At 38.9% G+C, this 9,681-nt stretch carries 10 protein-coding genes; 9 read left to right on the plus strand and 1 reads right to left on the minus strand.

Annotated features, from left to right (window positions below):
* From E1140_RS11280 to E1140_RS11305, 6 genes are all read left to right on the plus strand, one after another.
* On the plus strand, window positions 1-238 hold a 238-nt coding region (locus E1140_RS11280), incomplete at its 5' end, for a phosphatase domain-containing protein (RefSeq protein ID WP_155183380.1).
* 160 nt (window positions 239-398) lie between these two features.
* The gene (gene pyrF, locus E1140_RS11285; RefSeq protein WP_155183340.1) at window positions 399-1,217 is read left to right on the plus strand and encodes an orotidine-5'-phosphate decarboxylase; all 819 of its coding nucleotides are present in this window, start codon (window positions 399-401) and stop codon (window positions 1,215-1,217) included.
* Window positions 1,218-1,220: 3 nt separating this feature from the next.
* Window positions 1,221-2,501, plus strand: coding sequence for a DUF2851 family protein (locus E1140_RS11290; RefSeq protein ID WP_155183343.1), 1,281 nt, complete (start codon window positions 1,221-1,223; stop codon window positions 2,499-2,501).
* A complete protein-coding gene (locus tag E1140_RS11295; protein ID WP_155183347.1) occupies window positions 2,498-3,745 on the plus strand; it encodes a hypothetical protein in 1,248 nt (415 codons plus the stop codon). The genes E1140_RS11290 and E1140_RS11295 overlap by 4 nt, the downstream gene beginning before the upstream one ends.
* A 54-nt stretch (window positions 3,746-3,799) precedes the next feature.
* Window positions 3,800-4,438, plus strand: a complete 639-nt coding sequence (locus E1140_RS11300) for an acetyltransferase (protein ID WP_155183350.1) — start codon at window positions 3,800-3,802, stop codon at window positions 4,436-4,438.
* Between the two features lie 77 nt (window positions 4,439-4,515).
* A complete protein-coding gene (locus E1140_RS11305) occupies window positions 4,516-5,373 on the plus strand; it encodes a nucleoside phosphorylase (RefSeq protein WP_155183353.1) in 858 nt (285 codons plus the stop codon).
* On the opposite strand, the gene E1140_RS11310 is transcribed toward E1140_RS11305, so the two are convergent.
* Window positions 5,370-5,618 carry a hypothetical protein gene (locus tag E1140_RS11310; protein ID WP_155183355.1) on the minus strand — a complete coding sequence of 83 codons (249 nt, stop codon included), beginning with the start codon at window positions 5,616-5,618 and terminating at the stop codon, window positions 5,370-5,372. The genes E1140_RS11305 and E1140_RS11310 overlap by 4 nt on opposite strands.
* A gap of 184 nt (window positions 5,619-5,802) precedes the next feature.
* On the opposite strand from E1140_RS11310, the gene E1140_RS11315 reads away from it, so the two are divergent.
* From E1140_RS11315 to E1140_RS11325, 3 genes are read left to right on the plus strand one after another with little or no spacing between them, the layout of a single operon-like run.
* Entirely contained in the window at window positions 5,803-7,035 is a 1,233-nt protein-coding gene (locus tag E1140_RS11315; protein ID WP_185153538.1) for an insulinase family protein, read from the plus strand.
* A 1-nt stretch (window position 7,036) separates the two neighbouring features.
* The gene (locus E1140_RS11320) at window positions 7,037-7,678 is read left to right on the plus strand and encodes an O-methyltransferase (RefSeq protein ID WP_155183361.1); all 642 of its coding nucleotides are present in this window, start codon (window positions 7,037-7,039) and stop codon (window positions 7,676-7,678) included.
* A complete protein-coding gene (locus E1140_RS11325; RefSeq protein ID WP_155183365.1) occupies window positions 7,675-9,552 on the plus strand; it encodes a LysM peptidoglycan-binding domain-containing protein in 1,878 nt (625 codons plus the stop codon). Before E1140_RS11320 ends, E1140_RS11325 begins: the two co-directional genes overlap by 4 nt.
* Window positions 9,553-9,681 lie beyond the last annotated feature (129 nt).

Raw genomic sequence — 9,681 nt, forward strand, 5'->3', positions numbered from 1 at the left:
ACTTTTCCCTACACTTCAATTTATACTTATTGGCGATAGTGGCCAGAGAGACCCTGATATTTACCATCAGGTATTGACAGAATTTCCGGGTAGAGTCAAAGCTGTGTACATAAGGATTATAGGTAAAAATAATAGTCAGGATAAAAAAGCAGTTTTTGAGTCTGAAAATGTGCCTATACTGTATGTGCAGGATACTATGGAGGCGGAGGCACACGCCCTTAAAATGGGTTATATTTAATTGAAGGCTATCAAAAATACTGGTTCAAGTATCCACTTGGACCTTTTTTTCCTCAAAAAATATATGTCTAAATAGACTTTCAGACGCTGGCACTAGCCACAAACAATAAACCCTTGAACTAATGGCCGCTATTCAGTGGCCTTTTTTTATTTTTACAGCTATGACCAGAGCCGAGCTATTCCAGCAAATAAAAAATAAGTCTTCTTATCTGTGTGTGGGCCTTGATACTGACGTTAACAAGATGCCAGCTCATCTTAAAAGTGAAAAGGATCCGATTTTTGAATTCAATAAGCAGATTATTGATAATACCTATAAGCACTGTGTGGCCTATAAACCAAATATTGCTTTTTATGAAGCTTTAGGGCCTGTTGGATGGGAAAGTCTCGCTAAAACTTTAGAGTACATTCCGAAGGAGATATTTACAGTAGCCGATGCCAAACGCGGAGATATTGGCAATACTTCAAAACTCTATGCCAAGGCCTTCTTTGAGACCATGGATTTTGATTCCATAACCGTGGCACCTTATATGGGTCATGACTCTGTACTTCCTTTCCTTGAGTTTGAAGATAAATGGGTCATTCTTCTAGCACATACTTCTAACCCAGGCAGTCAGGATTTTCAGTTGATCAGTTCAGAAGGCGATGGAAAAAAACTTTACGAAACGGTATTGAGCAAGAGTCAGGAGTGGGGAAATGCTGATAATTTGATGTATGTGGTGGGTGCTACTCAAGCTGATAAAATTGGGCATATCAGAAGCCTTGTGCCTGATAATTTCTTTTTGGTGCCTGGCGTTGGTGCTCAGGGTGGAGATTTAGTAGAAGTCAGTAAGCATGGCATGAATGATCACTGTGGGCTACTGGTCAATAGTTCACGCGGAATTATCTATGCATCTAGTGAAAAGGACTTTGCCGAGAGGGCAGGACAAGAAGCCCTGAAACTTCAGCAGGAAATGGAAGGCTATTTGGAACAATACCTGTAACTGATGCAGGAGGCCTTTTTACATTATATATGGCGATATCAATATTTTGATAAAAAGGATTTAGTTACCGCTGATGGCCAGTCAATAGATGTTCTGTATCCTGGACATTATAATACCGATGCTGGCCCTGATTTTAAAGAATCAAAAATCAACATAGGAGGTATTATGGACTGGCTTGGCAGTGTGGAGATTCATGTCAAATCTTCAGATTGGAATGCCCATAAACACCAAAACGATCCAGCCTATAATAATACCATACTTCATGTGGTGTGGGAGTCGGAAGCTGATGTTCAGCGAGCGGACGATTCTATTTTACCAACATTAGAGTTGAAAAATAGAGTTGATCCTACTTTGCTCAGTAAGTATAATCAGCTGATCAACCATCCTGCTACTTATGTGAGTTGCGAAAACCAGTGGGGTGATGTACCAGACATTACCAAACTGAGTATGCTGGATAGGATGGCCATGGAGCGATTATATGATAAGTCTACCGTGGTGCTCGATCTGCTAGAAAACAACAATGGCAATTGGGAGGAAACGGCTTATCAGTTATTATTCAAGAATTTTGGTTTCAAAATTAATAGTGATCCTTTTCTTACGCTGGCACAATCTCTCCCTTTCAAGATCATTAAAAAACATGCCCATGATCTGAATCAGGTTGAGGCATTGTTGTTTGGTATGGCAGGCTTTTTAGATGAGCCATCAGATGAAAAGTCGCAGCGGCTTGCAAAGGAGTTTGTTTATTTAAAGCAGAAATATGCTTTAAATCAAAAGCTGCATAAGTTTCAATGGAAGTATTTAAGATTAAGACCGGCAAACTTTCCTACTTCGCGCATTGCTCAGCTAGCGGCAATTCTGCATCAGCAGCCATCGGTTTTTGACCTTTTGGTAAAATCAGATAATCTCAAAATGATTTCATCCTGGCTCAGGTCAAAACCTTCTGACTATTGGATTGATCATCACTCTTTTGCAAAGATATCTAAGTCAAAGAATCAAGGGCTAGGGACTTCATCGGTTGATAATATATTGATTAACACGGTAATTCCATTAAAAGTGGCCTATGGAAAACAGATCGATAATCAGGATTTCATTGATCAGTCGGTCGAATTGCTGGAACAGCTCAAAGCTGAGAAGAACAGCATCATCGAAAAATGGACCGCCCTGGGGTTATCTGTTAAAACAGCTTTTGACTCTCAGGCGTCAATACAGCTATATAACAACTACTGCAAAAAGAAGCGTTGTCTTCATTGCAACATAGGTACCTCACTAATCAGGCTCAAATGATATTGATCATTATAAATATAATTGTTATTGCCCTGTATCTGACGTGGCTCTACAAGAAGAATGAGCAGCTTAAGAAACATTTTTTTATAGCAGCTGGCTTTAAATTATTGAGTGGGATCGGAGTTGGTGCACTCTATCAATACTACTACACATTTGGAGATACCTATGCATTTTTCAATATAGCTGAGGAATTGAACAAAGTAGCGGCAGAGGACTTTAGAGCCTATCTGGAATATTTGGTTGGTGTGAATGGCCAAGTGTTTTCATCCATGTATGACTATCAGCCAAGAGCCTTATTTATGGTGAAATTATTGAGCGTCATTAACCTGCTGACGGGAGGAAATTATTGGATTTCTTCATTGTACTTTTCCCTATTCGCTTTCTCAGGTGCTTGGTATGCCACCACCATCTTTTTAAAATTCTTCGGTCAATACAAAGGAGCCATTATCTTTTCGTTCTTCTACTTTCCATCAGCAGTATTTTGGTGCAGCGGGATAATTAAGGAGAGCGTGGCCGTAGGATGTATTTACTTTATTGCTTCATACATTCTGGTATTTGTCAAAGAGCATAAACTAAGTTGGTTACAAGTGTTGATACTGCTTTTAAACTTCTTCGTGCTGTGGAATATTAAATACTACTATGCAGCAGTAATACTATTGCTGAGTTTCTCGCTTGTTGCAACTTCCTCTTTGACCACAAGATTTGACCAATTGAAAAGAAGTGGACTTGTTCAAGCAGCAGCCTTTTTTCTGTTTATTGTGGTGTCCTCTTTAATTGTAACACAGCTTCACCCCAATTTTTACCTCCATCGCATTTTGGGTGTGATCGTAGATAACTACCAGGCATTTGAGAAGATATCAGCTCCGGGAGATTTTGTTGAATTCAGCTCGCTTGAACCTAATGTTTGGTCAGTCCTGGCAAACGCACCTAAAGCACTGGTGTCAGGGATTTTTAGACCTTTCATAGGTGAGTCTGCAGAGCTGTTTAAGATTGTAACTGGCTTGGAAAATCTTGTGTTGCTGGGTTTGTTGATAGTCGCTGTGATTTATGCTCCCAAGGAGAGAGCGTCATATTTAAATCTTTTATTTCTCTCGGCTCTTTTATTTGTGGTCATAATGGCCGTGTTTTTAACATTGTCTGCACCTAATTATGGCACGCTTATCAGGTACAAGACGGGCTTTCTCCCATTTTTTGTATTTATAGTTACGATCAGAAACCCCTGGGTCAATAAGCTATTTTCCTGATCGCTTTGTTGCGCCCGCTATTAGGTTTAGCTTTGCACCATTAAATTTCAGACTATGGAAAATCCGGTAATAATTTTTGGTGCAAATCAGCTTGGACAAGCTGCAAAAGCGATTTTAGAAAGCAATGAAGTAGTAATTTACGGCTTCCTTGATGACAACGAAGCGCTTCACAATAAAGAGATTGATGGTGTTATTGTTCTTGGCAAAACGGAAGATGACGGATTTCTGAAATTTATAGGAAAGAAGTGCGATGCCTTTGTGGCGTTTGATAATAATAAATTGCGCAAGAGCACGGTAGAAATGCTTAAAAATAAGCGTAAGGTAATGCCTATGAATGCTATTCATAAAACTGCTTGGGTAGAGGCATCCGCTCATATTGGGCATGGTAATATGATCAACATGGGAGCCACAATTGGCAACAATGCTAAAATATCTAATCACTGTATTATCAATTCCAATGCTGTTATTGATCATGGTGCAGAGCTTGGTGACTTAGTGCAAATTGGTGCAGGAGCTGTTGTAAATTCAGAAGCCATAATTGATGATGAAGTCTTTATTGGATCTGGTGTGACCATTGTATCTGGTGTTAAAATAGGAAAGGGCGCCCGTGTTGGAGCAGGGTCGGTTGTAGTAGCTGATGTTAAAGCTGGCGAAACCGTTTTTGGAAATCCTGCACAAAAGGTAGGGGCGTAATAATTTAGAAGGTTTTACCCTTTACATCATTTCAATTTTACTTATTAATACCTATCTTATCGCTTTAATAGCGTGTAATGGGAAAAATTCCTGAGTCAGAGTTAATTCTGAACAAAGATGGTAGCGTTTACCATCTCAATCTTAAGCCAAAACATATATCTGATACTATACTAACAGTTGGTGATCCCAGCCGTGTGTACATGATTAGTCAGTATTTTGATGATGTGGATTTTGAAATGAACCGCAGGGAATTCATCACGCACGTTGGTACTTACAAAGGCAAAAAGATTACTGTTATCAGTACGGGTATGGGTACTGATAATGTTGAGATTTTCATGACCGAAATAGACGCATTGGCTAATATTGACCTTAAGAAAAGGGAAATTAAGCAGCGTAAAAAGAAGCTGAAGATCATCAGAATTGGAACATCTGGAGCCCTTCAGGAGGATTTGGCCATTGGGTCGCATCTTGTGTCAGATTATGCAGTAGGCCTTGATACGCTGATGTGCTATTATAATTTACCTCAGGATGGTTTTGAAACTGAGGTAGGGCAGGAACTAAAAGTTGCTACTGAGCTTCCTTTTACTCCCTATGTCGTCAGAGGTTCGCAGACTTTAAAAGATCAGATTGGAGCAGGAATGGTGGTAGGAAATACTGTGACTTGTCCCGGGTTTTATGGCCCTCAAGGCCGGGAAATAAGAGCAGAATTAAAAAATAAGCGATTATTTGAAGCGATCAATTACTACCACAAGGATGATTTCTGGTTGACAAATTTTGAAATGGAGACTGCTGGGTATTATGCCTTAGGTAGGTTATTGGGGCACGAGGTCTTGAGTGTTAATGCCATCATAGCCAATCGCATTAAAAACAAATTCTCAAAAAACCCCAACAAAATCATCGATAGTCTTATCAGAAAAGTTTTAGATAGTCTCTAAGCTGAGCGTTGGTTTCTCATTTCTTTGATCTGTGTTCTGGCTATTGATGGATCATAGTTATTATAAAACCCAGAGAGTATACGGTGAGCTATGTGAGATATAATAAGCTCTTCATCAGACTTTCCCTTCTTGCCAATCCAGAATACTCTTCTCGGATGGTTTTTCATGTCGTTAACATATTCTCTTGCACGCTCATATTGATCGTCACTATAAGTCAGCGTAAAAGTTGTTTCTACAGTTTCCATAGTCTTATCGGTTTAATACACTATGACCATTACAATACCTATGCCAGATTAAAACCACTGTAAATGAGCATTTTAGCAACTTTGTAATAAATCTTAATGATCGTTATCGGTCGTTATTGTTCGAGAGCGGAATGGGGGATTAGTAATTAAAAAACTTCTAAATTTACAGTTGAAAAGGTAAGGTATAATGGAATACGAAATTCACACGCTACCCAACGGTATTCGTGTTTTGCATAAAGAAGTTACCACAACAAAAGTTTCACATTGTGGTTTCATGCTGGATATAGGAAGTAGGGATGAAAATGAGCAAAATCAGGGTATCGCTCACTTTTGGGAACATATGGCCTTCAAGGGTACAACCAAGCGAAAGGCTTTTCATATTCTCAATAGAATTGACTCAGTTGGAGGTGAACTAAACGCCTACACCACAAAGGAGAAAATAGCATTTTATGCTTCTACATTGGATACCTATTTTGAGAAGGCTGTTGAGCTTTTAACTGATATTACCTTTGATTCGATTTTTCCTGAAAAGCAGATAGAAAAGGAGCGTAATGTGATTCTCGAGGAGATGTCTATGTATTATGACGCTCCGGATGATGCCATTCAGGATGAGTTTGACCAAGTAATTTTTGCTAACCATCCTTTGGGAATGAATATCCTTGGTACTGCAGACAGTGTCAGATCATTTCACAGAGATGATTTTAAGAAATTTATCAAAGAGCATATCAATACTGAGAAGCTGGTATTCTGTTCTGTTGGCAATATTCCATTTAAGAAGGTGGTGAAGCTTGCAGAGAAATATTTGAAGGATGTGCCAACTTACAATGCCAATAAAGAACGAAGTCCTTTTGAAAAGTATGTGCCAGCCATAAAAGGCGTTGAAAGAAATATAACACAGGCACACTGTGCCATTGGCCGCGATGCCTATCCAATATCATCCGATAAAAGACTACCATTCTTTATGCTGTCTAATATACTAGGTGGCCCCGGAATGAATTCTCGATTGAATCTGGCACTTAGAGAAAAGTATGGTTTTGTTTATTCGATCGATGCAACGTACCAGTCTTATTCTGATACAGGGTTGTTTGGGATTTTCTTTGGCACTGAGCCAGGCCAGCTTCAAAGAAGTATTAAATTAGTTAATAAAGAGCTGCAGAAGCTGCGTGAAGTGCCACTAGGAACTTTACAACTTCATACCGCTAAGGAACAATTGATGGGGCAGTTGGCCATGGCAGAGGAAAATAATGCCAGTTTCATGTTAATGATGGGCAAAAGCATTCTTGACCTTGAAAGGATTGATACTATCGATGAAATATTCAGCAAGATCAAAAATGTAACTGCCAATGAGTTGCAAGACTTGGCGAATGAGATGTTTGCTAGAGACCAGATGAGTCAATTGACCTATACACCAAATTGATATGGACTTTATAGATCAGAAAATTCAGGAGTATGCGGAGCAGCATACAGATAATGAGCCAGAAGTATTAAAGTCGCTAAATAGAGAGACACATTTAAAAGTGCTTCAGCCAAGAATGCTTTCCGGGCATCTACAAGGACGTATTCTAAGCATGATGTCTAAGATGATTAACCCAAAGTATATTTTGGAAATAGGCACATATACGGGCTATTCTGCGATATGTATGGCTGAAGGAATGCAAGGTGACGGTAAGTTGGTGACCATAGATATTAATGAGGAGCTTACCGACATGTCTCAATCTTACTTTGAAAAGGCGGGTCATAAAGACCTTATTGAGTCCCATGTTGGAGATGCTTTAAATATCATTCCATCGTTAGACTATCATTGGGACCTGGTTTTTATTGATGCCGATAAGGTGAATTATTCAAATTATTTTGATCTTGTAATTGATAGATTGAATGATGGTGGATTTATTATCGCGGATAACGTACTTTGGAGTGGTAAAGTGGTAGAACCAATAAAACCCAATGATAAGGACACTGAAGCGTTATTGTTATTCAATAAAAAAGTTAACGAGGATACAAGAGTTGAAAATGTACTAATGCCGGTAAGAGACGGCCTTATGATTTTAAGAAAAATATGATAAGATTTTTTTGCCTGGCTTTCGTAGTATTTTTTTCGGGCAGTGCTGTAGCACAACAAGTAAAGGTTCCATCAAGAATGGAATTTGCGGGCATCAAGCTTAGGATTATGGATGATGCTCGTGATGAAATCCAAAAGGATGTAGATGCATTGACTGCAAGCCCCAAATATTTTGAGATAAAAGCCGAACGTGCCCGCACCTATTTTCCAATCATAGAAAGGATTTTTAAAGAAGAGAAACTTCCTGATGACTTCAAGTATCTGTGTTTGCAGGAGAGCGCATTAATAGCGGATGCGGTATCATCTTCTAATGCGGTAGGTTTTTGGCAGTTTAAGGACTTCTCTGCTGTTGAAGTAGGAATGCGCGTTGATAAGGTTGTTGATGAGAGAATGAATATTGTATCAGCTTCAAGGGGCGCGGCTAGATATTTACACAATAATAATCAGCACTTTGACAACTGGCTTCACGCACTACAGGCATACCAAATGGGAGCAGGTGGAGCCATGAAGGCCTTGCCTCCGGGACAGGAAGGTGCCAAGTCGATGACTGTAAATAAGAAGACCTATTGGTATGTGAAGAAATACCTGGCGCATAAAATAGCTTTTGAAAATTCAGTGAGCCAGCAAGGGCAAATTCAGGTGTCTGAATATTATAATGTAGGTGGTAAAACCTTAAAAGAGATTGCTAAAGAAGCTGGAGTTACTGAAGAAGAATTGGCAGATTATAATAAGTGGTTGAAAAAAGGAAAGGTACCAACGGATAAAAAGTATGCCGTTATAATTCCGAAGGGAAACCTTAACCTGGATATTGTTGCGAGTAATGAAACTCCAAAAGAGGAAGCCAAGGAGAAAAAGCAAATAGAATATACTTTCGATGAGCCCGGTGTTTTTCCAAAAATACATGATGAGATAGAAGCAAGAGCCGGAAAAATAGTTGACATCAATGGACTTCCTGGAATTATTGCCGGGAGAAATGATCGTATTCCGGCATTGGCGCAGAAGGCAGATATACCACTTAGGAAGTTCTTAAAGTATAATGATTTAGGCATTGACGGTATCTTGATTCCCGGACAGGTGTATTATATGAAATCAAAAAGAGGGAAGGCTAAAGCTTATTATCACGTGGCACAACCCGGTGAAACATTGTGGTCAATTTCTCAAAAATTTGGAATAAAGCTTAAGAAGCTAAAAACAAAGAACCGCATCAAAGATAATATTAGCATCAAAGCAGGAAGGGTGCTTTGGCTTCGTTATATCAGGCCAGCAAGTGTGCCTATTGAGTATAAAGAAGAGGAGGTAATACAGCCAATTGTTGAGATAAAAGAACCTGAAATTATAAAACAGCCGGTTGAAAAAGAACCGGTCATAGAATCAGCTCCTGAAGAAATGGAAGCAGTAAATGATTCATCGGCTGTTGTAATTGAAGAGTTGCCAGTTGAGGAGGAAGTGCAGCCAGTTGAAACGGCTATTGACATTGAAGGTGAGGTGGTTGAAGAAATAGAAGATGAAGATCTTGCTGAAGATGTTAATCTTATAAGAAAGATGCATGAAGTAAAACTTGGAGAAACCTATTATGCTATATCGAAAATACATGATGTGGCAGTACTTGATTTGCTTGATTGGAACAATCTGAAGATCTCTGATAAGCTTAGTGTGGGTCAAAAGTTGGTTGTTTATACTACAGAAGAGGCTCAAGGACCTATTGTAAAAACTGTAGAAAGACAATCAGAAAACGGCTATCATACTGTAAAACCAGGAGAGACAATGTATCAGATAGCAAGATTATATAATGTTAGTGTTCAGGAAATAATGAAGTGGAACGAAAAGGAGGACTTCAATATAAAAGAAGGGGAAAAGTTGAAAATTGGAGAGTGAAAATTGAAATTTTGTAGAATGGAATGATTATTTGATAGTAAACTCCTATATTTCCATTTTAGATAAGAAATCTTACTAAATGTTCTTTTGAACATTGGAAAAAAAGTTATTAATTGTAGAGTGCTATTG

The organism is Fulvivirga lutimaris (genome assembly GCF_009711525.1).
Classification (GTDB): domain Bacteria; phylum Bacteroidota; class Bacteroidia; order Cytophagales; family Cyclobacteriaceae; genus Fulvivirga; species Fulvivirga lutimaris.

Bases quoted from the DNA above. Each gene is read 5' to 3' on its own strand.
- pyrF (WP_155183340.1), top strand. From the start codon at position 399: ATGACCAGAGCCGAGCTATTCCAGCAAATAAAAAATAAGTCTTCTTAT.
- E1140_RS11290 (WP_155183343.1), top strand. From the start codon at position 1,221: ATGCAGGAGGCCTTTTTACATTATATATGGCGATATCAATATTTTGAT.
- E1140_RS11295 (WP_155183347.1), top strand. From the start codon at position 2,498: ATGATATTGATCATTATAAATATAATTGTTATTGCCCTGTATCTGACG.
- E1140_RS11300 (WP_155183350.1), top strand. From the start codon at position 3,800: ATGGAAAATCCGGTAATAATTTTTGGTGCAAATCAGCTTGGACAAGCT.
- E1140_RS11305 (WP_155183353.1), top strand. From the start codon at position 4,516: ATGGGAAAAATTCCTGAGTCAGAGTTAATTCTGAACAAAGATGGTAGC.
- E1140_RS11310 (WP_155183355.1), bottom strand. From the start codon at position 5,618: ATGGAAACTGTAGAAACAACTTTTACGCTGACTTATAGTGACGATCAA.
- E1140_RS11320 (WP_155183361.1), top strand. From the start codon at position 7,037: ATGGACTTTATAGATCAGAAAATTCAGGAGTATGCGGAGCAGCATACA.
- E1140_RS11325 (WP_155183365.1), top strand. From the start codon at position 7,675: ATGATAAGATTTTTTTGCCTGGCTTTCGTAGTATTTTTTTCGGGCAGT.